General features: G+C 59.6%; 18 protein-coding genes and 4 tRNA genes. 12 read left to right on the top strand and 10 right to left on the bottom strand.

The features are described 5' to 3' along the window. The first annotated feature begins 31 nt into the window (after positions 1 to 31). The 4 genes from pilV (VF672_RS01170) to VF672_RS01155 are packed head-to-tail and all read left to right on the top strand — an operon-like array spanning position 32 to position 2,100. Complete coding sequence (pilV, locus tag VF672_RS01170) at positions 32 to 487, top strand: type IV pilus modification protein PilV (protein WP_331100533.1); 456 nt, start codon at positions 32 to 34, stop codon at positions 485 to 487. Then, on the top strand, positions 484 to 1,185 hold the full coding sequence (locus tag VF672_RS01165) for a pilus assembly protein PilW (RefSeq protein WP_331100531.1): 702 nt from the start codon (positions 484 to 486) through the stop codon (positions 1,183 to 1,185). The genes pilV (VF672_RS01170) and VF672_RS01165 overlap by 4 nt, the downstream gene beginning before the upstream one ends. A 4-nt stretch (positions 1,186 to 1,189) precedes the next feature. Continuing rightward, positions 1,190 to 1,681 carry a pilus assembly PilX family protein gene (locus VF672_RS01160; protein ID WP_331100529.1) on the top strand — a complete coding sequence of 164 codons (492 nt, stop codon included), beginning with the start codon at positions 1,190 to 1,192 and terminating at the stop codon, positions 1,679 to 1,681. After that, entirely contained in the window at positions 1,678 to 2,100 is a 423-nt protein-coding gene (locus VF672_RS01155; protein ID WP_331100527.1) for a type IV pilin protein, read from the top strand. Before VF672_RS01160 ends, VF672_RS01155 begins: the two co-directional genes overlap by 4 nt. A 3-nt stretch (positions 2,101 to 2,103) precedes the next feature. Here the strand turns inward: VF672_RS01155 and VF672_RS01150 are convergent, their stop codons facing one another. Genes VF672_RS01150 through VF672_RS01125 form a run of 6 tightly spaced genes read right to left on the bottom strand, consistent with a single transcriptional unit; the run spans position 2,104 to position 9,371 of the window. After that, entirely contained in the window at positions 2,104 to 2,511 is a 408-nt protein-coding gene (locus VF672_RS01150) for a type IV pilin protein (protein ID WP_331100525.1), read from the bottom strand. An 11-nt stretch (positions 2,512 to 2,522) separates the two neighbouring features. Next, on the bottom strand, positions 2,523 to 6,884 hold the full coding sequence (locus VF672_RS01145) for a pilus assembly protein (RefSeq protein ID WP_331100523.1): 4,362 nt from the start codon (positions 6,882 to 6,884) through the stop codon (positions 2,523 to 2,525). Positions 6,885 to 6,908: 24 nt separating this feature from the next. Beyond that, the gene (locus VF672_RS01140) at positions 6,909 to 7,487 is read right to left on the bottom strand and encodes a pilus assembly PilX family protein (RefSeq protein ID WP_331100521.1); all 579 of its coding nucleotides are present in this window, start codon (positions 7,485 to 7,487) and stop codon (positions 6,909 to 6,911) included. Further along, positions 7,484 to 8,284 carry a PilW family protein gene (locus VF672_RS01135; RefSeq protein ID WP_331100519.1) on the bottom strand — a complete coding sequence of 267 codons (801 nt, stop codon included), beginning with the start codon at positions 8,282 to 8,284 and terminating at the stop codon, positions 7,484 to 7,486. Before VF672_RS01135 ends, VF672_RS01140 begins: the two co-directional genes overlap by 4 nt. After that, positions 8,281 to 8,835: a type IV pilus modification protein PilV gene (pilV, locus tag VF672_RS01130; RefSeq protein WP_331100517.1), complete on the bottom strand. Its 555-nt coding sequence runs from the start codon at positions 8,833 to 8,835 to the stop codon at positions 8,281 to 8,283. The genes VF672_RS01135 and pilV (VF672_RS01130) overlap by 4 nt, the downstream gene beginning before the upstream one ends. After that, positions 8,835 to 9,371: a GspH/FimT family pseudopilin gene (locus tag VF672_RS01125; protein ID WP_331100515.1), complete on the bottom strand. Its 537-nt coding sequence runs from the start codon at positions 9,369 to 9,371 to the stop codon at positions 8,835 to 8,837. Before VF672_RS01125 ends, pilV (VF672_RS01130) begins: the two co-directional genes overlap by 1 nt. A gap of 189 nt (positions 9,372 to 9,560) precedes the next feature. Between VF672_RS01125 and thiO the strand changes: the two genes are divergently transcribed. Then, positions 9,561 to 10,664, top strand: coding sequence for a glycine oxidase ThiO (gene thiO, locus VF672_RS01120; RefSeq protein WP_331100513.1), 1,104 nt, complete (start codon positions 9,561 to 9,563; stop codon positions 10,662 to 10,664). Positions 10,665 to 10,742: 78 nt separating this feature from the next. On the opposite strand, the gene VF672_RS01115 is transcribed toward thiO, so the two are convergent. The 4 genes from VF672_RS01115 to VF672_RS01100 all read right to left on the bottom strand — a co-directional run bounded on the left by VF672_RS01115 (position 10,743) and on the right by VF672_RS01100 (position 15,083). Further along, the gene (locus VF672_RS01115) at positions 10,743 to 12,083 is read right to left on the bottom strand and encodes a sigma-54 dependent transcriptional regulator (protein WP_331100509.1); all 1,341 of its coding nucleotides are present in this window, start codon (positions 12,081 to 12,083) and stop codon (positions 10,743 to 10,745) included. A 2-nt stretch (positions 12,084 to 12,085) separates the two neighbouring features. Next, positions 12,086 to 13,678, bottom strand: coding sequence for a two-component system sensor histidine kinase NtrB (locus VF672_RS01110; protein ID WP_331100507.1), 1,593 nt, complete (start codon positions 13,676 to 13,678; stop codon positions 12,086 to 12,088). Continuing rightward, positions 13,668 to 13,907: a PP0621 family protein gene (locus VF672_RS01105; protein ID WP_331100505.1), complete on the bottom strand. Its 240-nt coding sequence runs from the start codon at positions 13,905 to 13,907 to the stop codon at positions 13,668 to 13,670. Before VF672_RS01105 ends, VF672_RS01110 begins: the two co-directional genes overlap by 11 nt. A gap of 153 nt (positions 13,908 to 14,060) precedes the next feature. After that, the gene (locus VF672_RS01100; RefSeq protein ID WP_122535375.1) at positions 14,061 to 15,083 is read right to left on the bottom strand and encodes an outer membrane protein assembly factor BamD; all 1,023 of its coding nucleotides are present in this window, start codon (positions 15,081 to 15,083) and stop codon (positions 14,061 to 14,063) included. A gap of 151 nt (positions 15,084 to 15,234) precedes the next feature. On the opposite strand from VF672_RS01100, the gene rluD reads away from it, so the two are divergent. The 7 genes from rluD (at position 15,235) to VF672_RS01065 (ending at position 20,452) form a co-directional block, all read left to right on the top strand. Further along, on the top strand, positions 15,235 to 16,197 hold the full coding sequence (gene rluD, locus VF672_RS01095; protein WP_331100500.1) for a 23S rRNA pseudouridine(1911/1915/1917) synthase RluD: 963 nt from the start codon (positions 15,235 to 15,237) through the stop codon (positions 16,195 to 16,197). Beyond that, positions 16,194 to 16,934 (top strand): peptidoglycan editing factor PgeF, encoded by a 741-nt coding sequence (gene pgeF, locus VF672_RS01090; protein WP_414705552.1) that lies wholly within the window; start codon positions 16,194 to 16,196, stop codon positions 16,932 to 16,934. The genes rluD and pgeF overlap by 4 nt, the downstream gene beginning before the upstream one ends. A gap of 180 nt (positions 16,935 to 17,114) precedes the next feature. Beyond that, the gene (gene clpB, locus VF672_RS01085) at positions 17,115 to 19,679 is read left to right on the top strand and encodes an ATP-dependent chaperone ClpB (RefSeq protein ID WP_331100498.1); all 2,565 of its coding nucleotides are present in this window, start codon (positions 17,115 to 17,117) and stop codon (positions 19,677 to 19,679) included. A gap of 348 nt (positions 19,680 to 20,027) precedes the next feature. Beyond that, positions 20,028 to 20,103 (top strand) — tRNA-Asn (locus VF672_RS01080). A gap of 20 nt (positions 20,104 to 20,123) precedes the next feature. After that, a tRNA-Pro gene (locus VF672_RS01075) sits at positions 20,124 to 20,200 on the top strand. Positions 20,201 to 20,206: 6 nt separating this feature from the next. Beyond that, a tRNA-Lys gene (locus VF672_RS01070) sits at positions 20,207 to 20,282 on the top strand. A gap of 93 nt (positions 20,283 to 20,375) precedes the next feature. Continuing rightward, positions 20,376 to 20,452 (top strand) — tRNA-Pro (locus VF672_RS01065). The last annotated feature ends 57 nt before the right edge of the window (positions 20,453 to 20,509 follow it).

Genomic DNA, 20,509 nt, shown 5'->3' with positions numbered 1-20,509 from the left:
GTGCCTGCACAGCAGACGGAGGAAGTGCGCAATGGTGGGAAGGACGATGCAATGCGGGATGACGCTGATCGAGGTGATGGTCGCATTGCTGGTTTTCAGCGTTGGCATACTGGGCGTCGCGATGCTTCAGCTCAATGCGCTGAAATACACCGACAGCTCACTGCGCAGCATGCACGTGAGCTTCATCGCCCATGATCTTTTCGAACGTATTCGCGCCAACCCCGGCGCCAGTTATGCACTGTCGTCGCTGAGTCAGGCGCCGGCCGCTGGCAATCTCGCTGTGCCTCGCCAGCAGGACCTGTACGACTTCGCGACGCAGCTCAAACGTGCGGTCGGTGACGATGCCGAGGCATCCATTGCCATGTTGGGATCGACCGTCACCCTCACGCTGAACTGGGACGACTCCCGCGCCAGCCAAGCGGCAGCGCAACAGCAGACGCTCACGCTGACCGCCGATGTCTCAGCCGAGCAGGGCGTACGACCATGACCGCATCGGTGAAAGGTTTTGGCCTGGTGGAAGTGCTGCTGGCATTGGCCTTGGGGTTGGTGATGTCGCTGGCCTTGATGCAGATATTCATCAGCTCAAAGAGCAGCTATGCCAGTCAGACATCTTCCGCCAGCGTTCAGGAGGACGCCCGCTTCGTGCTCAGCAAAATGGTCCAGGAAGCGCGCTTGGTGGGCATGTTCGGCTGCCTGGGAAAAGTCGATGACGCCAGCGTCGGCAACGGTTTCTCCAAAGCATTTCACGACCCGATTACCTGGGACGCCAGTTCGCAGACACTGACCCTTGCCACCGCCGGGACCGGAGAGGGTGCAGGCTGGTCCACTTGGGTCATACACACCGATTGCGTGTCAGCCGCCACCGCATATTCCAACGGCCGTGCGCCGCGACTTGCGGCGAATGAGACGGCGATGCCCGTGCACCGGCAGGTCTATCGCTTCAACAAGGCGCGCAATGAACTGACGCTGAACGGCCAGCCTCTGGTCAGCAACGTTCGTGCGTTCAGCGTGCTGTTTGGGGTGGCAGGCTCGACCAGCGAGCGCTCCGTTGCCCGGTATGCGCCCAGCGCCGAACCCAACCTGATCCGTAGCGTGCGACTGACCCTGACCCTGTTCGACCCCGCCGACCGGGTTCAGGAGCAGACCGTCGAGGTCGTCGCCGCTCTTCGTAATCGACTGGGGTGAGGGCATGAGGATGAATGCACAACGCGGGGCGGTGTTGATTGTCAGCCTGGTGTTCCTGATGTTGCTGACACTCTTAGCGACATCATCGATGCAGAACGCCACGCTCCAGGAAAAGGTGGCGGGCACGCTCATGCTGCGCAATGCATCGTTTCAGTCTGCCGAAACAGCGCTGCGCACTGCGGAAGCCGACCTCATGGCGCCTGCGTTCTCCCTGCCGGCGTGTACGTCTCCCGCCAGCTGCCTGCCGCCGCCTGAAGCGCTGACGCTTTCGGCCACTAGCGCCGGTGTTGCGTCGGGCGTGGATTGGGTCGCCACGCGCAGCGGTTTCTACGGCATTCAGCATATTGGGCAGACCGACCAGCCTGCCGGTGGCTCAGACGGCCAGATCCGGACGCTGTATCGCGTGACAGCCGTTGGCCTGGCAGGCGATTCACGGACGGTGCTGGAGAGCATTCACACGCGCGAGCGTCGGGTGATGTGGCGGCAGCGGCAATGAACACGGCGCGCAGGGGCTTCACCCTCATCGAACTGCTGATTGCCATCGCCATCGTCGCGATTCTCGCCGCTGTCGCGTATCCGCAGTACAGCGAATACACCCGCAAAACCCGTCGCGCCGAGATCGCCGCCGTGTTGGTGGAAGAGGCGCAGAAACTGGAGCGCTTTCATTCGAGGGCTGGGCAGTATTCGGACGTCAGCGGGCCGCCGGCGTTTAGTCATGAGGTGTCGGTGGGGAATGCTTTTTATCGGATAGACGCCGAGCGTAAAGAGCGGGCGTTTACGCTGACCGGGTCACCGATTGGTGGGGGAATGATGGGCGGCGATGCCTGTGGCAGCTTTGTGCTGGAGAGCACTGGCAGGCGCAACAACCTTGGGATGTCGGGGGCTGCCAGTGTGTCGGGGTGCTGGGGGCGGTAGCGGTTATTTGAAGCAGTCGGTGCCGCCGGTTGCTGTTTTAGCCCCGGCTTGGTCAATCGCTAAGGTGCCGCATGCATCTTGGGTCTGCGAATCTTTGGGGGCGGCCGTAAACGTATATGCCGTCGCTGTCGCTGTCACGCCCAGTTGGTATTTGCCTGTTTGTGAGAGCGGCGTTGCGCTGGGAAAACCCAAAGCCGTGAGACTGGCCGAATAGTTATTGTTCTGAGCATAGTACCGCTCCATTCGCGCCACGGCGTCATTCAGCATCACGATCCCTTCGGAGCGATAGCCGCGCTGGACGTACTTGGTATAGGCCGGATAAGCGATCGCGGCCAGGATGGCAACGATGGCGACGGTAATCATCAACTCGATCAGCGTGAAGCCGCGTTGGGAGCGGGTTGAAAAATGCATTTGGCTCAGCCTCATGGAGTGTAGGGAATGACGCGCCAGTTCTGGCGGCCGTTGAAAGCGGTTCCGGTGTTCACGGCGGTGGGCTCGCCGCTCGAATCGGTCGCGTACTTCTGACCGCCGATACTGCCGACATCCACGCCCCCGGCACTGATGCTCATCGCGCTGACGACGGTGTCGTTGTAGTTGTCGGCGCTTGAGATGGTGCCGTTTCGCCGAAGGTTGAACACCGTAAAGGTTGTACGGCCTCCCGTGGTCGGATCCAGACCGTATAACCATCCGGTCACGCCCGGGCTGCACACGTCGGTGACCGGCGTGCGCGTCGATGCGAACAAGACGCTGCCGCTAGGCACCAACGGGTCAACCAACCGCTCGCCCAGCAGCGTGTTACCGACGGCAAGGTCCAGATACCAGCCCGATTTAGCGCTCCAGTCCACGGTGTTATTGCTGACGATGCGAACATCGTTACTGGTGCCCGCAAAACTGACGTTGTTGGCCTGGGAAGTAATCGTCTGAGCCTGAAGGCTGCCACGCGTTAACGTTGGCGTCGACGATACTGCGGCCCCAACCGTTTGTTTGTCCCAGACGCCATATAGCGTCTGCAGATCGGTGCTGGCCTTGTCCGCACTCGCGAAATATCGACCCGTTCCGAATACCACAATGGTTCCCGCCGCCGTTGGATGTGCCACGACCGTAGGCGGCGCGGTGATCGATTGCACGGCGGCCCCGGCCGTATCGCTCGCAGTTGCGGTGTAGAGAGGTTTATTGCCGAACGCCACCTTGTAATTGCTCGCCGTCGCGTTTGCCGTCAGGGAGCTTCCGATCAGGTCAAAGCGCCACAGATTGCCGAGCAAGTCACCGGCATACACGTAATCTGCATAGCCGTCGGCGTTTGCATCAAGAACCACCGGTGAAGACAGCCCGTTGTTGCCACTTACCGATGTGGTCAGCTTGCTGATCGTGGCACCCGTGGCGGCATTGAGGACGAACAGCGACGCGGTGCCATTATTGCCGTTGTAGCCATTGCCGACGATGACGCCCCAGTCCCCGGAGTGCAGTTTGGCAATGACGGGAACGGACAAGCTAGAGCCAAGATCCACGTCATTCTGTGACGTGAACTCCCAGAGCAGGCTGATGCTGTCGGGGTTGGTAACGTCCAGCGCAAAGATTTCGCGTCCGCCCGCACCCAGCGTCCCCACCAGAATCGTGTGCCAGGCGCTGCCGAAGTACACGTCCGCGACCACGGGGGTACCGTCGACGAAGAAACGGTGCAGGGCGGAGTTGGAGTTGTAATCCTTGTTGGTCAGCGCGTTGAGGTTTGAGACCACCGCTGTTGGAATGAAGGCGAACTTCTCGACGCCAGTTAGGGTGTCGAACGCATGCAGCATGCCGTCATTGGCGCCTACGTAGATTTGCCCGCGTCGTGCGGTCTGGGCAGTCCGGAACGTTGCATAATCCCCGCTCTGCCCATTCAGCGTATCGGCAACGGTCGCATCATAGAGCGCCGTGTCCACCACCACTGGCGAGGAGTTGACCAAGTCACCGATGAGCGATGCGCGGCGGCGATACGTGGACGTCGCTTTACTGGTATCACCTTTGACGAAGTCCACCTGGTCGGACGTCAGTGTCGTCTGCAAGTTGATGCCGGCGTAGGTCCGGTTCGCGAGGTTGGAGTAAGTGAAGCTCTGCAGGCCGTTGGTTGTCGTGCCTGCCATCTGGATATTGCGCGAACTCCAGGTGGGAACACCCTGTGAGGCCGACCAGTTCTGGACGCTGCTCGTGCTGCCATCCGTTCGGTTGACGGTGGTGGTCGTCTTGATCAAATCGCCACTCCAGGTGGCCACATTCAAGCTGTTCAAATACGTCGCGGCGGCATTTGTTGTGCCGAGCGCAGGGACCACTGCCGGCGTTGCCACCGAGTTATTCGTTTGAAGAATCTGGTTGAAGGCTGCGTCAAGCTGCTGCTTGAGCGTCGAGGCGTTGGTAACCAGAAAGTAGTTATTGGGTGTTCCCGATTTTGTGGAGTCCCACTGTCCCGCCACCGGCAGGCTGCTGCTGGTGTTGGTCGGGCCGCCGAAGCCGCCCCACTTGGCCGCGTACCACAAAGGATCCTGCAGGTTGGTGATGGAGGTCGTCGGGGAGGCAACGAATCGGCGGGTGTGGGTATCACCCCGAGAAGAAGGCGATACGGCCTGGTTTTGGTCTTTGCGTCCTGGTAGTAGATCGGCCGTATTGTTGCAGACTGCGGCGATTGTGGCGCAGGCGCCGGGGAGTCTCGTTCCCGGCGTGTCCAGTGAGTAGTGGAGCGTGCCGGTGGCCCCGCCGGTAACCTCCAGATAAATCCCGTCGGTGGTGGTGCCAGAAATGGTATAGCCCATGTGCGATTCGGCGCCCGATACCGAGTAAACGGTCTGCAGCGTCACATCGAGAGTGCCGAGGGCGTTGACTGCGACGGTATAGAGCACGATGGCATCCATGTCGTAATCGCAGCCCTGACCGCAGTCATCGAATACCACCCGGAAAACAGCCTGCGCCCGGCCACCGTTAATGTTGGCGTTGGTGGGCTGGCCGGTCATGTTGTATAGCGAGTCGATATAGAACCCGGTGATTTGCTCGGTAATGCCGCTGCTCGCCACCTTGCCAAACGGCACCAGCGTGATTGAGCCCGTACCGACGGGCATCTGAATGCGCGGTAGTGTCGACGAGAGAGCGATGGAAAAGGTCTGGACTTTTTGGTTGCCCAGTGACGTGATCGGATTGGTATTGGCGAAATAAGCCACGGCCGCCGCGTTGTAGGTCCCTTCTTTGGTGGGCTCTTCCGGCAACCCCCTGATGTTGCCCAGACTGGACGCAACTTTTGCAGTCGGCGCCTGGTCGCTCACATTTAATGTCTGGCCGATGTTTATGTTTTTGCTGCCACCGACATCAGTGTTCCAGATCGTCTGCCCTAGTTTGCTGACGTCCAGATTGGTGAGCGCCGTGGAGGAACCCGGAGCCGCATTGATTGTGTAGGTGCTGCCCGGCAAATCCGAGTCATAGCTGGGAGTGACGTCGCTGAACAGCGTCTCGAAAGGCTTGGCGCAGCTCGGATAAGTCGGCGGGCTCGCGGCTGCGTTAGGTGTCGTCGAGTAAGGATTACTCCACGTGGTGACGCTGGTCAGGCTCAAGCCGCCGCTTGTGTCGGCATTCCCGGATTTGTAGTTGGCCGTGGGAGTGGTCTCGCCGCTGAAGTAGCGCATGGTCTCGAACATCATTTCGCCGAGCGGGTTTCCCCAGTTCGGACAGTTGGCGTTCGGCATCGGCGTGACGTAGATATTGCATCCGGTGGTGCTCAGCCTCAGCCCGTCCAGCGTGCCGATAATTGCGCCTTTGACGTAGTTACCATATCTGTCCGGTGTGCCAAAGATGCCTGTCGAGGCATCAATTTCAGCCGAAAAGCTTCCCATCGCTTTACGGACTACGCCGCCCTGAATGTTGTTCTGGTAGGTGCCCGTCACCAGTCCGAAGTACATCTGGTTTCCTTCACCGTAGTCGTGAAGGATGCCTGTGGGTTTATAGGTGCCGTTGGGATAGAGCTTGCAGTTGCTTTCGATAAAGCCTGATTTACAGACCTCCACCCGCACCTGGTAACTGGTGGGGGAAACATCGACGTCGCTGAAGCTGGTGTTGGTCGCCTTTGATCCGCCTTGGGTAACTTCCCGGGATACCCAGCCAAAGATGCGAATGTTCGACACGTTGGACAGTACTCGGAGCAGTGGCGCACTGCTTTGCGTGTTGTTGGCGAAGAGCGTGTAGTTGCCGGCGCTGGGATTCGACAGCGGCGTGTAATCCGACAGGTCATAACCATCGACGGTGCGGCTTGAGTACTCTTTGCCCCAGGTATGTGCATCGGTCGATATATAGGCGCGCGTCAGGATGGTCTGTGAGGTGGTGTCCACCTCGCGATAGCCGCCGTAAAGCACTTTGCGCAATGCGTCCGCACGTGAGGTCGTGAGGTAGTTGAGGTAATCGCCGCTCCAGTTGCCCGGGCATTTTTTCAGGTTTGCAGTCGTTGTTTTTGATTGCGCCGTAAAGTAACCGTTGTTGTAGGTGTAGCAGGTAAGCGAATCGAAATAGCCCAGGTAGGTAATGGCAGGCTTGTAGCGGATATCAATGGAACCGTCGCCGTCCAGGTCCGACGCATCGTTGTAGGCGGGGAAAAACAACTTGTGGTCGCGGCCCACCACCAGCATGTTCAGCGGCGGTACGGAGTTGTTCAAGAACAGCGGCAACTGTGCGGGGACCTGGCTCACGGCGGCGTCAGCCGCGCCAAACGGCAGCAGGATCAGACATGCCAGTGCAACGATGAAACTGCTGAGCGTGATTGGCTTATTCATGGTCGTTCACTGTCTGGCAGGCACTCAAGAATCGGAAACGGCAAAAACCGTGCGAAGAATAACGCGTTGCGTGGTCGGGTCGCTGGAGCACCTGACATTGGAGGCGCAGGCAGTGATTTCGTAATAATGATGACCGCAATCTCTCGCCAAAAGTGCGCAGTTGTTCTGTGCTTGTCCATCAAGGAGTTTCAAGTCGATTACATACCACTCAATTTCAACGTTGTTGCCGGTCACCGGATTGTATTGATAAGTGGTAACCACATTGATGTTGGCACTGTTGGCGGCAGTGAATGCCAAGAGATAATCACCGTTCTGCAACGTCGTCGGGACCGGCATGCAGGGCTTGTTCGTATTACCGGCGCCCGCTGTACATTGCCATTGGCTGATGCTCTGTTCACCGATTCGCAGGCCTGCTTCGGCGGCATTGGTCAGGGTCCTCTGAAGCCTTAGGTTGCCGGTGATCCGGGATTCCAGCGACACCCCCCTCATGCTGGAAAGTGCCAGCAGCGTGATGATCAGCAGCATCATCAATGCCACCAGGAGCGTGGCGCCGGTCTGGTCACGCATTTGCGTGCGCTGAAGAGTTTTGATTGAGGGCTTCATGGCATCTGATTCCTGACCATGATGGTCCCCTGCACAATTTGATAAATGCCTTTCGTATCGTTATAGCTGGTGCTGTAGCGCCCGTTCCAGTCTGTCAGCGCGGGTGAAATAGCGGTGGTGCTGTCACGAATCATCGGGGTGCCCGGGCTCTGCATTAAAGCGCTGTAGCGCACCGCAGCAATGGTACCGGTCGGCGCGGTAGTGCTGAATGTGCTGACGGTTTTCGGGTCCGAGGGATCTGATCCATATTCAAAGCGCAAGTCCTGGACGCCGCTCACCAATTGCTGAGTCGTTGCGCCGCTGGTGCAGGTAATGGCTTTGTTGGCGGAATCGAACGTTATTTTTTCGACAATTTTGGGCCGCACAGTGGTCGGCACCGACCGCGCCGAATAAGGCGTGGTTATATTGTTCTGGTCCCCAACTGCAAGAGCGGCGCCTTGGCAACTGACATCAAGCTTGCTGGTGGCTTGATATTGAATGCACAGGGAGGATTCGGAAAGCGCCACGACCGAGGCGCCCACAGGGAAGTTGCAGTCGCTCAGGGAGTTGTCGGCGGGAATAACCGCGCCCAGGCTGCTGCGATACCCCGCCTTCAGCAGTTCCTGGCTCAGGATGGCCAAGGTGAACCGGCCGTTTTCCTGATTGCCCATCTGCGCTTGCTGGAACAGATACGTCCGCTGGTTGCTGATAAAAATCTGAGTCACACCGAGGATCAGAAATAGCCCGATGACCATCGCGACCATCAGCTCGATCAGGGACAGACCTTTCTGCCGGCCGGGTAAGACTTCCGCTTTCATTTAATGCGTGTCCTCAAGCGATAGGTGCAAGCGCCTGCCGTTGTAACGGTGGCGCCGCTCATGCAGTCAGCGGCGTTCTTGACCGTCCAGGCAACTTGAATCTCCAGATCGGCGTTCGTTGTGCTTGAGGTCGTGCAGGCGGACACGTCTCCTGGGGAAGGTGTTTTGCAGATGTAGAAGCTGTTCGAGGAAAGCAGGCTGTCGGCGCCTGGCAACAGGGTGGCAGCACGTGATGCCCAGCAACCGATCTGCTCGGACAACGCTGACGGTGTGGGGGTGCAATCCGAGGCGGGATCCGGAAACGGAGCGCCCGGCGCCTTCAGGCACGAATTGGCGGTGGTGCAATCTGCGGGTGCACTACGGATGATCTCGACGAGATCATCCACGAGCATGATCGCCGTATTGCGCTGAACCGAATCCTGGGTGTAGGGGATGGCCTTGCTTTGAAGGGCAACCATACCAAGCACACCAATCACAATAATGATGAGGCTGACCAGCACTTCAATCATGCTGAAACCGGCTGAGCGGCCGTGTACGACGCTGGGGTTCATCAGCATCCTCCAGGGCGCGTCGAGGCGGGAGGTGATACGCGTCCGCTGGACTGTACAGAGATAAACTGCGGAGTAACGGAGGTGTCGTTTGCGTAGGAAATCTGGAAGCAAGCGGTCGCGGAGGACGTGCCTGTTGGCGAGAACACAATGCTGCCCACTGCAGTGGTAACAGTGATACCAGCCTGCAGCCCCGAGGCGCCAATTTGTCTCAGTGTCTGCTGAGTCGTTTTGACCGAGAGATCCCCAGCCCAGCCGGTGCTACTAGCCCCAGGCGCTGCAATCGTCACTGGCGTGCTGCGGGTTACCGCTTCTGCCCTGGAGTACTGCAGCAGGTCATAAAGCTCATCAGCTCCGGCCCTCACGTTACTTCGGTGGATCAGGCCGACGAAGCTTGGCACGGCGATGGCCGCAAAAATGCCGACGATCACCACCGTCACGATCAGCTCAATCAATGTAAATCCCGCGCGCGCACGCTTGTCTGGACTGTGCCAACTGCGACGCGGATTCGCACGCGTGAGACCAGAGCTGAGATCCATTAAGGAAATTCCATTTTAACGTTGAAATATGGTGATACTACTCAGCTTCCAAGTCGCTAAGTAGTAGATGTCCGGGGATTTTCGGCGGACCGATGGCATACAGTATTTTTTCGGCCGCTCATGCGTCAGGTTGATCGCTACCTGACGAGCGGGCTGCAACGCTTATTTTTGCGCAGGGTCGAGTTCGGCATGTCCAGTCAACACATCATTATCATCGGTGGCGGCGTCATTGGCCTCCTCACCGCCTTCAACCTCGCCTCCAAAGTCCGGAGCGTAACGCTGATCGACCGCTCTGAAGTCGGCCAGGAATCCTCATGGGCCGGCGGCGGTATCGTGTCGCCGCTTTACCCATGGCGCTACAGCCCGGCTGTGACAGCGCTGGCGCACTGGTCGCAAGACTTCTATCCACAGCTCGCCGAGCGCTTGCTGGGAATGACCGGCATCGATCCCGAGGTGCACAAAACCGGCCTTTACTGGCTGGACCTCGATGACGAGGCCGAGGCGCTTGCGTGGGCAGCGCGTGTAAACCGTCCGCTTACATCGGTGGACATTTCCGCGGTTTGCGATGCCGTGCCGGTCATGGGCGGCGGCTACTCACGTGCGGTGCACATGGCCGACGTCGCCAACGTTCGCAACCCGCGTCTGGTCAAGTCGCTCAAGGCGGCATTGCTGGCGATGCCCAATGTGGTGATACGTGAGCACTGCCAGGTCGATGACTTCTTGCGAAAGGGTGATCGTATATTGGGCGTCACAACGAACCAGGGCGATGTGCTGGGCGACAGCGTGGTGCTGGCGGCCGGCGCGTGGAGTGGCGAGCTGCTCGGTAAACTGGGGCTGGCGCTGCCCGTGGAGCCAGTCAAAGGCCAGATGATCCTCTACAAGTGCGCCGCTGACTTCCTGCCGAGCATGATCCTCGCCAAGGGCCGTTACGCCATTCCCCGCCGTGACGGGCACATTCTCATTGGCAGCACGCTTGAGCACGAAGGCTACGACAAGACACCTACAGAATACGCCCTCGAAAGCCTGAAGGCCTCGGCGATCGAATTGATCCCCGCGCTGGCGGACGCGCACGTGGTCGGACATTGGGCCGGTTTGCGGCCGGGCTCGCCTGATGGCATTCCCTTTATCGGGCCGGTGCCGAATCATGAAGGCTTGTGGCTGAACTGCGGGCACTACCGCAACGGCCTGGTGCTGGCGCCCGCGTCGTGTCAGTTGCTGACGGATTTGCTGGTGGGAGAGACGCCGATTATTGATCAGGCGCCTTATGCGCCTGTGGGAAGGCTCAACGCTTAAGGGGACTGGCTGAATAAGAGGTCCCATAAAGGGAACGATCGGTCCTTTTTTGGGACCTGTCAGTCGCCGTAAAATCCGTCATTCAAGCCCCAGCTTCTTCAACCGGTAGCGCATCGACCTGAACGTCAGGTTCAGCCGCTGCGCCGCTGCCGTGCGGTTCCAGCGGGTCTCCTCCAGCGCTTGCAGAATCAGTTTGCGCTCGATGCTTTCCAGATAATCTTCCAGGTTGTCGATGTCGGCCAGGCTTGGACCGTCTTGCTCGGTCGGGCGTGACGGCTCGGCCAGGCGGAGGTCTTCAGTGTTGATCTGATCGTTGTCGCACAGCGTGTACGCACGCTCGAGCATGTTTTCGAGCTCGCGTACGTTGCCGGGAAAACGGTAGCCCTTGAGCGCGGCCAGTGCATGGGGCGGGAGGAGGGTGGCAGGCTCGCCGGCGGATTCTGTCAGGCGGCGCAGTACGCTATTGGCGATCTCTTCGATGTCCTCGCGACGCTCGCGCAAGGGCGGCACGCGCAGTTCGATGACGTTAAGTCTGTAGTACAAATCCTGGCGGAAGCGGCCTGCGGCTACCTCTTGGTTGAGATCCTTGTGGGTCGCACACAGCACGCGAACGTCCACCACCTGCTCCTGCTGGCCGCCGATGGCGCGAACGGATTTTTCCTGTATTGCGCGCAGCAGCTTCACTTGCATCGCCAGCGGCAGATCAGCCACTTCGTCGAGAAACAGCGTGCCGCCATCGGCGAGCTGAAACAGCCCGGGCTTGTCCTCGTGAGCGCCGGTGAAGCTGCCTTTGCGGTGCCCGAAGAACTCGCTTTCCATCAGCTCCGACGGAATAGCGCCGCAGTTAACGGGCACGAACGGCTGACCGTTGCGCGGACCCTGTTCATGAATCAACCGGGCGACGAGTTCCTTGCCGCTGCCGGATTCCCCGCTGATGTAGATTGGCGCCTGGCTGCGCGCCAGTTTGGCAATCTGCTTGCGCAGCGCCTGCATCGGCGGTGAACTGCCCAGCAGGCGATGATCGATGCGATCGTCTTCGGCAGGCGCGACGCGCAGGCGCAAGGCGCTGGTCACCAACTCACGCAACCGCGTCAGGTCGACGGGTTTGGTGAGAAAGTCGAACGCACCTGCTTTCAGTGCCTGGATCGCGGTGTCGAGGCTGCCATGGGCAGTGATCATGGCGACCGGGACCTGGTTGTGGCGTTTTTGAATGTGCTGCACCAGCTCCAGACCATTACCGTCCGGCAGGCGCATGTCGGTCAGGCACAAGTCGAACGCCTCGCGCGCCAGCCACTCCTGGGCTTCCTTCACGTTCCGCGCGCTGCGGGTGTCCAGTTTCATCCGTCCGAGCGTGATTTCCAGCAACTCGCGAATGTCCGGCTCATCGTCGACGATCAGGATCTTTTGCCGTTGGCTCATGTTCAGCTCAGCTTGAACGGATGGGCGAAGGTAATCCGCATGCAGCTTCCGCCACCTTTCCGTGGGGTGTAATTGAGGCTCGCCTGATTGCTTTCGCACAGCTCGCGCGACAGGTATAGGCCCAGGCCGGTTCCTTTGCTTTCGGTGGTGAAAAAGGGTTCGAAAATCTTGCTCAGATGCTCTTCAGCAACGCCAGGCCCGTTGTCCAGGACCTCAAGCGTCGGCAGTTCGCTGAACGGTGCCTGGAACAACCTTAGCCAAACTTCTGCGTGTTCGTGCAGCTGGCCGCTATAGCGCAAACCGTTCTGCACCAGATTGCTCATGACTTGCTGCAGCTGCTCGGGGTCCATCTGCGTACTGAGCACGCCGGGCCCGATGTCCAGATGCACAGCCTGATCAGCCGTCAGCTCATCGCGAAGGTTGAGGACGAAGTGCTCGAGCCACGGCTTGAGATCAAGCAGGTGGGGCTCGGTCTGACGTCGACGAGACAACTGCAGGACGTTCTCGATCACCAGATTCATCCGCCGCGATTGATCGTGAATGATCTGACTGAGACGCCGGTCCGGCCCGCTCAGTTCCTCGGACTCCAGCAGTAACTGCGCGGCGTGACTGATGGCCCCCAGCGGGTTGCGTATTTCATGGGCGATGCCGGCGGTGAGCCTGCCTAGCGCTGCGAGCTTGAGCTGCTGAGCCTGTTGGGAAATCCGCGAAAGGTCATCGAGAAACACCAGTGTGTGACGGTGGCCGCCGCGCGCCAGAGCGATGAAGCCCGGACGCAGCACCGGGCCAATGGCTGATGTGATGACGCTGCGCGGGGCCATCGACGGGTTGGCCATCCATTGATGCAGGCGTTCTACCAGCGGTGGCGAATAAGCGTCGATGGACTCGCCGAGCAGGTGCTCGTGGCCCAGCAGATTCAGCGCGCTCTGGTTGGCGAGCAGCACCTTGTGATCCTCGTCCAGCACCAGAATGCCGGTGCGCATGCGCTGCAGGATCAGCGCGTTGAGTTCTTCCAGATTGTCGACATCCGTCGCGCGGCGTTCGGCGATGTCCTCGCTCAGTTGCAGGCGCCGGGCAAGAGCCTGAACCAGCAGCGCTGCCGCGAAGCACAGCGCGCCCAGAGAGCCGGCCTGGACGAAATGATTGGCGGCGGCGGGCCTGTGGTAACTGATGTAGAACGTCAGGTAGATGATGCCGATGGCCGACAGCGCGGCAATCAGCAGCCCGGTTCGTTTGCGCAGCAGTACGTTGCTGATCGCCACCGACGCGATGATCAGGTTGCCGATGCCGCTCGGCGCGCCGCCACCGGCGTAGAACAGCGCCGCCAGCATCAGCGTGTCGGCCATGGCCAGAGAAAACAGATGCCCTTGGCGGCTCGGTCGTTCGAGCAGCACCACGACGAGAATGTTGAACACCAGATACAGCCAGCAGCCGATGCGAAACAGCTCGATATCCGCCAGTTCCAACAACTCGGTGTCCAGGCTACTCGAAATCAGCAGCACGAGTAACACGCCGATGCTCAAACGGTACAGGTGGTACAGCCGCAATATGCGCTGGGCCTGAGGCGTCGTCAGCGAAAAGCGGTCAACGGTCACGTGCGGCGGGGCCCTGCAAACGGTGTGATTCGGTGCAATACCATTGTTGGTCCTGGCTCAGTGCGCGGTCGCGAGGGACGTGCACGCCACACTGCGCGCAACGCACCATAGGCGCGGCGTTGAGTTCGGGCGTTGCGGGTTTCGGGCGTGGAGCAGGGCCTTTGACCAGGCGTTTGAAGAACCAGATGGCCGCCACAATAAGGGCGATCCACATAATCAAGCGAATCATGTCTGTCAGCTTATGAAGTGAAGAGCGCGCAGTGTAGCCAAGCGGTTGTCGGGCGCACAGTCATCTCCATCGCCGAATGCTGTCGGAAAACGGTCAGGCATTAAAAAAGGCCCCGGAGGGCCTCTTTTGGTTGACGCTTGACCAGGACTGGAGTCAGTCGAACAGGCCAAAGGTCATGTAGCTGAAGATCGAGCGGCTTTTCGGCGTGCCGTCATCGTCGTCGTTTTTCTTTTCTTCGTCCGCTGACTGATTCTCAGGCAACAGGTCGGCAGGGATGGCTTCCTTGGCGTCCTGGTATTGCTTGATCACGTCCTGGTTGGCGCGGGTTTGTCCCGGCGGCAGCGGCGGACGGCTTTCGATCAGGCCCAGCGTCGCCTTGGACAGCCACGAGCGGTTGTCCGCCTCAGCGGTGCGCGCTTCAAACTTGCCGTCCACCAGTTGCGGGTGATCCGGGTAGTTGGTTTTCAGGACTTGCAGGCTGGTGTCAGCCAGATCGTCCAGGTGCAGACGCTGATAGGCCTCGACCATGACCGCCAGGCCGTCACCGACCGATGGGGTTTCCTGGAAGTTTTCCACGACATAGCGACCACGGTTGGCCGCGGCCACGTAGGCCTGACGGGTCAGGTAGTAGTCGGCAACGTGAATCTCGTACGCCGCCAGCAGGTTGCGCAGGTAAATCATGCGCTGCTTGGCATCAGGTGCGTAGCGGCTGTTGGGGTAGCGGCTGGTCAGCTGAGCGAACTCGTTATACGAATCGCGCGCGGCGCCCGGGTCGCGCTTGGTCTGGTCCAGTGGCAGGAAGCGGGCAATGATGCCGACGTCCTGGTCGAACGACGTCAGGCCCTTGAGGTAATAGGCGTAGTCGACGTTCGGGTGTTGCGGGTGCAGACGAATGAAACGCTCGGCCGCCGACTTGGCAGCTTCCGGCTCGCCATTCTTGTAGTTGGCGTAGATCAGCTCGAGTTGCGCCTGGTCAGCGTAGCGACCGAACGGGTAACGCGACTCCAGCGCCTTGAGCTTCTCGGTGGCGCTGTTATAGCTGTTGTTGTCCAGATCGGCCTGCGCCTGCTGGTACAGCTCGACTTCACTGAGGTTTTCGTCGATGACTTCTTTCTTCGAAGAACAGGCAACAGTAAGTCCGAGGATGGCTATCAGCAGCAGGTGTTTCACTTGCATGGCGGCTTGCGTCCCTATAACGGCCTGCTGTCTTGCGCAGGACCGTCCTGTTATGATGGGCGCCCCGTGGAACCCCCGGGACAAAAGACGCCGTATTTAACCACAAGCGCACAGCCGAAACCAAAGGCCAGTGCCACCTCCTAGTTTGAGCATGTCTGAGATCATAGAACTCCGCGCAGAGGTGCCGTCCGAATTGGGCGGTCAACGCCTCGACCAAGTCGCCGCCCAACTATTCGCAGAGCATTCGCGCTCGCGCCTTTCCGCCTGGATCAAAGACGGTCGCCTGACGGTGGACGGCGGCGTTTTGCGCCCGCGTGACATCGTCCATGGTGGTGCCGTTCTGCTCCTCAAAGCCGAGCAGGAAGCCCAGGGCGAGTGGATCGCGCAGGACATCGAGCTCGATATCGTCTACGAAGACGACCAGATCCTGGTGATCAACAAGCCGTCCGGTCTGGTTGTGCATCCTGCAGCCGGCCACGCCGACGGCACCCTGCTCAATGCCTTGCTGCATCACGTGCCGGACATTATCAATGTGCCGCGTGCCGGCATCGTCCACCGCCTGGACAAGGACACCACCGGCCTGATGGTGGTCGCCAAGACCATTCAGGCGCAGACCCAGCTGGTCACCCAGCTGCAGAACCGCAGCGTCAGCCGCATCTATGAATGCATCGTCATTGGCGTGGTGACTGCCGGCGGCAAGATCAACGCACCAATCGGTCGTCATGGTCAGCAGCGTCAGCGCATGGCGGTCATGGAAGGCGGCAAGCCTGCGGTCAGTCATTACCGTGTTCTGGAGCGTTTCCGTTCGCACACCCATGTGCGGGTCAAGCTGGAGACTGGCCGTACCCACCAGATTCGTGTGCACATGTCCCACATTAACTTCCCGCTGGTGGGCGATCCTGCCTATGGCGGCCGTTTCCGGATTCCGCCTGCCGCCAGCGTCACCATGGTCGAATCGCTGAAACATTTCCCGCGTCAGGCGCTGCATGCACGTTTTCTGGAGCTGGACCATCCGACGACCGGTAAGCGCATGAGCTGGGAATCGCCGTTGCCCGACGACTTTGTCTGGCTGTTGACCTTGCTCAAGCAAGACCGTGAAGCGTTCATCGGATGAATGAGCGCGTGGCGGACTGGCTGATTCCCGACTGGCCCGCGCCAGCGGTGGTCAAAGCCTGTGTCACGACTCGGTCCGGCGGCGTCAGTGCGGCGCCGTTCAACAGCTTTAATCTGGGTGATCACGTCGACGACGATCCGGCCGCCGTTGCGCGCAACCGCTCGGCGCTGACCACGCAGCTGCACGTTCAGCCGTCATGGCTGAAACAAGTCCACGGCATCGACGTCGTCGAGGCCGCGCCATCGGAAGTGCTCCAGGCTGACGCCAGCTGGAGCAAAACGCCGGGCGTGGCTTGCACCATCATGACGGCCGATTGCTTGCCGGCGTTGTTCTGCAATAAGGCGGGCACTCAGGTGGCCGCTGCCCACGCAGGCTGGCGCGGTCTGGCGGCGGGTGTGCTTGAAGCCACCGTGGACAGCTTTGCCGATGCGCCCTCCGAGATCCTCGTCTGGCTTGGCCCGGCCATTGGCCCGCAGGCGTTTGAGGTCGGTCCCGAAGTGCGCGAGGCCTTTATGGCCACGCACCCCGAGACGGCCGACGCATTCATGCCAAGTGCCAACCCCGGCAAATACATGGCAGACATCTACCGGCTGGCACGCCTGCGTCTTGCAGCGCGCGGTGTCGAGGCGGTGTACGGCGGAGGGCTTTCGACTTACAACGATGAGCGCTTCTTCTCCTATCGCCGAGGCGCACGCACCGGACGTTTCGCTTCACTTGTCTGGATCGAAGCCCTCTAGCGTCTGCCCTCTCTTGCGTTGATTTTCCCGCCGAACGCTCTCCTTCAAGCTAATGTTGATCCATGTCAACCAGTCCGCGCTTGAATCCTGCCTAATCGACCGCATCTACAGAACCATCTGGCAGGTTTTCTTCATTAGGTGTGTTCATTGCTCCGGCCTGCCCATATAGGAAGGTGACCAATGCGTATTGACCGTTTAACCAGCAAGTTACAACTCGCTCTATCCGATTCCCAATCCCTGGCGGTGGGCCTGGACCATCCGGCCATCGAGCCTGCGCATTTGATGCAGGCATTGCTTGAACAGCAGGGCGGTTCGATCAAGCCTTTGCTGCTGCAAGTGGGCTTCGACATCAACAGCCTGCGCAACGCGCTGAGCAAAGAGCTCGACCAGTTGCCGAAGATCCAGAACCCCACTGGCGACGTCAACATGTCGCAGGATCTGGCGCGCCTGTTGAACCAGGCTGATCGTCTGGCGCAGCAAAAAGGCGATCAGTTCATCTCCAGCGAGTTGGTGCTGCTCGCGGCAATGGACGAGAGCAGCAAGCTCGGCAAACTGCTCCTTGGCCAGGGCGTCAGCAAGAAAGCCCTGGAAAACGCCATCAGCAACCTGCGCGGCGGCGATGCAGTCAACGATCCCAACGCCGAAGAATCGCGGCAGGCGCTGGACAAGTACACCGTTGACCTCACCAAGCGCGCCGAGGAAGGCAAGCTCGACCCGGTGATTGGCCGCGACGACGAAATCCGTCGGACCATCCAGGTGCTGCAGCGCCGTACCAAGAACAACCCAGTGTTGATCGGTGAGCCTGGCGTGGGTAAAACCGCCATCGCTGAAGGCCTTGCCCAGCGCATCATCAACGGCGAAGTGCCGGACGGGTTGCGCGGCAAGCGTCTGCTGTCGCTGGACATGGGTGCGCTGATCGCGGGCGCCAAGTTCCGCGGCGAATTCGAAGAACGCCTCAAAGGCCTGCTCAACGAACTGTCGAAGCAAGAAGGGCAGATCATTCTGTTCATCGACGAGCTCCACACCATGGTGGGTGCGGGCAAGGCCGAAGGTTCGATGGATGCCGGCAACATGCTCAAGCCGGCGTTGGCCCGTGGCGAGCTGCACTGCGTGGGCGCGACAACGCTCAACGAGTACCGCCAGTACATTGAGAAGGACGCGGCCCTCGAGCGTCGCTTCCAGAAAGTGCTGGTCGATGAGCCAAGCGAAGAAGACACCATCGCGATCCTGCGTGGCCTGAAGGAACGCTATGAGGTCCACCATAAGGTAGCGATCACTGACGGCGCGATCATTGCGGCGGCCAAACTCAGCCATCGCTATATCACTGACCGGCAATTGCCTGACAAAGCCATCGACCTTATCGACGAAGCGGCGAGCCGCATCCGTATGGAGATCGATTCCAAGCCGGAGGTGCTCGACCGTCTTGAGCGTCGCCTGATCCAGCTCAAAGTAGAAGCGCAGGCGCTAAAGAAGGAAGACGACGAGGCCGCGATCAAGCGCCTGGAAAAACTTCAGGAAGACATTCAGCGCCTTGAGCGGGAATACGCCGACCTGGAAGAAATCTGGACGTCGGAAAAAGCGGAAGTGACCGGGTCGGCGCAGATCCAGCAAAAAATCGAACAGTCCCGTCAAGAACTGGAAGCGGCGCGGCGTAAGGGCGATCTCAATCGCATGGCTGAGCTGCAGTACGGTGTTATCCCTGACCTGGAACGCAGCCTGCAGATGGTTGACCAGCACGGCAAACCGGAAAACCAGTTGCTGCGCAGCAAGGTGACCGAGGAAGAGATTGCCGAGGTCGTCTCCAAGTGGACCGGGATTCCGGTCTCGAAAATGCTGGAAGGCGAGCGCGACAAGCTGCTGAAAATGGAATCGTTGCTGCACCAGCGTGTGATCGGGCAGAACGAAGCGGTCGTCGCCGTCGCCAACGCGGTTCGCCGGTCACGTGCAGGGTTGTCTGACCCGAACCGTCCGAGCGGATCGTTCATGTTCCTCGGCCCAACCGGCGTCGGTAAGACGGAGCTGTGCAAGGCGCTGGCCGAATTCCTGTTCGACACCGAAGAGGCCATGGTGCGGATCGACATGTCGGAGTTCATGGAGAAACATTCCGTGGCGCGTCTGATCGGAGCGCCACCCGGCTACGTTGGGTATGAAGAAGGCGGGTATCTTACCGAAGCGGTGCGTCGCAAGCCTTACTCGGTGATCCTGCTGGACGAAGTCGAGAAAGCGCATCCGGACGTCTTCAACATTCTGCTGCAGGTGCTCGAAGACGGGCGCCTGACCGACAGCCACGGGCGTACGGTTGATTTCCGTAACACCGTGATTGTCATGACCTCCAACCTGGGCTCGGCGCGTATCCAGGAGCTGGTTGGCGATCGTGAGGGGCAGCGCGCGGCGGTCATGGATGCGCTCACCACGCATTTCCGTCCGGAGTTCATTAACCGGGTGGACGAGGTGGTGATCTTCGAGCCGCTGGCACGCGACCAGATCGCGGGCATCACCGAGATCCAGTTGGGCCGTCTGCGTCAGCGTCTGGCCGAGCGCGATCTGGGTCTGGAGCTGTCCACTGAGGCGATGGATAAGCTGATCGCTGTCGGGTACGACCCTGTGTACGGCGCGCGGCCGCTCAAGCGCGCGATCCAGCGCTGGATCGAAAACCCGCTGGCTCAGCTGATCCTGTCGGGTGGCTTCATGCCTGGCACCAGCATCCGAGGCACGGTGCAGAACGAAGAGATCGTCTTCGGCTGATCCTCGCTTCTATATAGAGGCATAGAGGTGCAAAAGGGCTCTCCGTGTGAGGGCCCTTTTTTATGCGTGATGCTTTATTCCCTGAACCGCAGGATTTTCGGGGGGTTGAGGGCCATCGGCAGAAAAGTCGCAAATCATTGTCTTAAAAGCAATTTAGAGGGTTGACAGGTGTTTCTGGAAATGTAGAATAGCGCGCCTCAGAGACGTGAACGCAGCGATGCAAACAGGTCGAAGAGGCTGAAAATGCGGTAGGTTCAGTGAGGTAGTCGCCAGATTCGTTTGGCGAAGATTGACTGAATTTGTTGTGTTGAAGCGCGTCAAACGCTGCATCTGAAATTGATAGATCGTTCCGTGATAGCTCAGTCGGTAGAGCAAATGACTGTTAATCATTGGGTCCCAGGTTCGAGTCCTGGTCACGGAGCCAATTTCAAGAGGTAGTACCGTCGGGGTATAGCGCAGTCCGGTAGCGCGCCTGCTTTGGGAGCAGGATGTCAGGAGTTCGAATCCCCTTACCCCGACCATTATTTGGGTCGTTAGCTCAGTTGGTAGAGCAGTTGGCTTTTAACCAATTGGTCGTAGGTTCGAATCCCACACGACCCACCATTTTTGACCTGGCTCCATCGGGTTGGATCTTAGGGAGTGACGCCATTCGCGTCACCCGCTCTGGAAGCGCCTTCGGGTGCTTCCTTGTTTCACCGGGGTATAGCGCAGTCCGGTAGCGCGCCTGCTTTGGGAGCAGGATGTCAGGAGTTCGAATCCCCTTACCCCGACCATTTTCGCCCCAGCCGTATCAGGGTAGAAAATACCGCTTCAGCGCCATTCGCGTTGAA

The organism is Pseudomonas sp. (assembly GCF_036387035.1).
In the GTDB taxonomy this organism is placed as follows: Bacteria; Pseudomonadota; Gammaproteobacteria; order Pseudomonadales; family Pseudomonadaceae; genus Aquipseudomonas.
The sequence above is the reverse complement of the archived record's forward strand: the minus strand, read 5'-3'. Positions and strand labels throughout refer to the sequence as shown.

Excerpts from the sequence above, each read along its gene's own strand:
- pilV (WP_331100533.1), top strand. The coding sequence starts at position 32 with ATGGTGGGAAGGACGATGCAATGCGGGATGACGCTGATCGAGGTGATG.
- VF672_RS01165 (WP_331100531.1), top strand. The coding sequence starts at position 484 with ATGACCGCATCGGTGAAAGGTTTTGGCCTGGTGGAAGTGCTGCTGGCA.
- VF672_RS01160 (WP_331100529.1), top strand. The coding sequence starts at position 1,190 with ATGAGGATGAATGCACAACGCGGGGCGGTGTTGATTGTCAGCCTGGTG.
- VF672_RS01155 (WP_331100527.1), top strand. The coding sequence starts at position 1,678 with ATGAACACGGCGCGCAGGGGCTTCACCCTCATCGAACTGCTGATTGCC.
- VF672_RS01150 (WP_331100525.1), bottom strand. The coding sequence starts at position 2,511 with ATGCATTTTTCAACCCGCTCCCAACGCGGCTTCACGCTGATCGAGTTG.
- VF672_RS01145 (WP_331100523.1), bottom strand. The coding sequence starts at position 6,884 with ATGAATAAGCCAATCACGCTCAGCAGTTTCATCGTTGCACTGGCATGT.
- VF672_RS01140 (WP_331100521.1), bottom strand. The coding sequence starts at position 7,487 with ATGAAGCCCTCAATCAAAACTCTTCAGCGCACGCAAATGCGTGACCAG.
- VF672_RS01135 (WP_331100519.1), bottom strand. The coding sequence starts at position 8,284 with ATGAAAGCGGAAGTCTTACCCGGCCGGCAGAAAGGTCTGTCCCTGATC.
- pilV (WP_331100517.1), bottom strand. The coding sequence starts at position 8,835 with ATGAACCCCAGCGTCGTACACGGCCGCTCAGCCGGTTTCAGCATGATT.
- VF672_RS01125 (WP_331100515.1), bottom strand. The coding sequence starts at position 9,371 with ATGGATCTCAGCTCTGGTCTCACGCGTGCGAATCCGCGTCGCAGTTGG.
- thiO (WP_331100513.1), top strand. The coding sequence starts at position 9,561 with ATGTCCAGTCAACACATCATTATCATCGGTGGCGGCGTCATTGGCCTC.
- VF672_RS01115 (WP_331100509.1), bottom strand. The coding sequence starts at position 12,083 with ATGAGCCAACGGCAAAAGATCCTGATCGTCGACGATGAGCCGGACATT.
- VF672_RS01105 (WP_331100505.1), bottom strand. The coding sequence starts at position 13,907 with ATGATTCGCTTGATTATGTGGATCGCCCTTATTGTGGCGGCCATCTGG.
- VF672_RS01100 (WP_122535375.1), bottom strand. The coding sequence starts at position 15,083 with ATGCAAGTGAAACACCTGCTGCTGATAGCCATCCTCGGACTTACTGTT.
- rluD (WP_331100500.1), top strand. The coding sequence starts at position 15,235 with ATGTCTGAGATCATAGAACTCCGCGCAGAGGTGCCGTCCGAATTGGGC.
- pgeF (WP_414705552.1), top strand. The coding sequence starts at position 16,194 with ATGAATGAGCGCGTGGCGGACTGGCTGATTCCCGACTGGCCCGCGCCA.
- clpB (WP_331100498.1), top strand. The coding sequence starts at position 17,115 with ATGCGTATTGACCGTTTAACCAGCAAGTTACAACTCGCTCTATCCGAT.